Annotated in this window: 1 pseudogene; it reads right to left on the reverse strand. The window is 41.9% G+C overall.

The features are described 5' to 3' along the window. Positions 1-119: 119 nt before the first annotated feature. Positions 120-236 (reverse strand): annotated as a pseudogene (locus tag HC733_RS22875) (IS3 family transposase); the annotation flags it as partial.

Genomic DNA, 236 nt, shown 5'->3' on the forward strand with positions numbered 1-236 from the left:
ATTGCGATTAAACCCAGAACTTTACTTGCCTTGGAACTATAAATCACAACGCATAGACTAAATTCTGGACTCAAGCATATTTTTGATGGTGAGTTACGCTAACTTGCCGTAAGCTCACTATTTGCTAGTGTTGTTTTTGGCTTGGGATAAATCGCGCCGATGCCCATCTCCCGCATGATCCTGACAATTCGCTTGCGATTAACAAGGCGATTTTTTTTAGCCAGCTCAGTACGAAT

Source organism: Pseudoalteromonas sp. S16_S37 (assembly GCF_014694405.1).
In the GTDB taxonomy this organism is placed as follows: domain Bacteria; phylum Pseudomonadota; class Gammaproteobacteria; order Enterobacterales; family Alteromonadaceae; genus Pseudoalteromonas.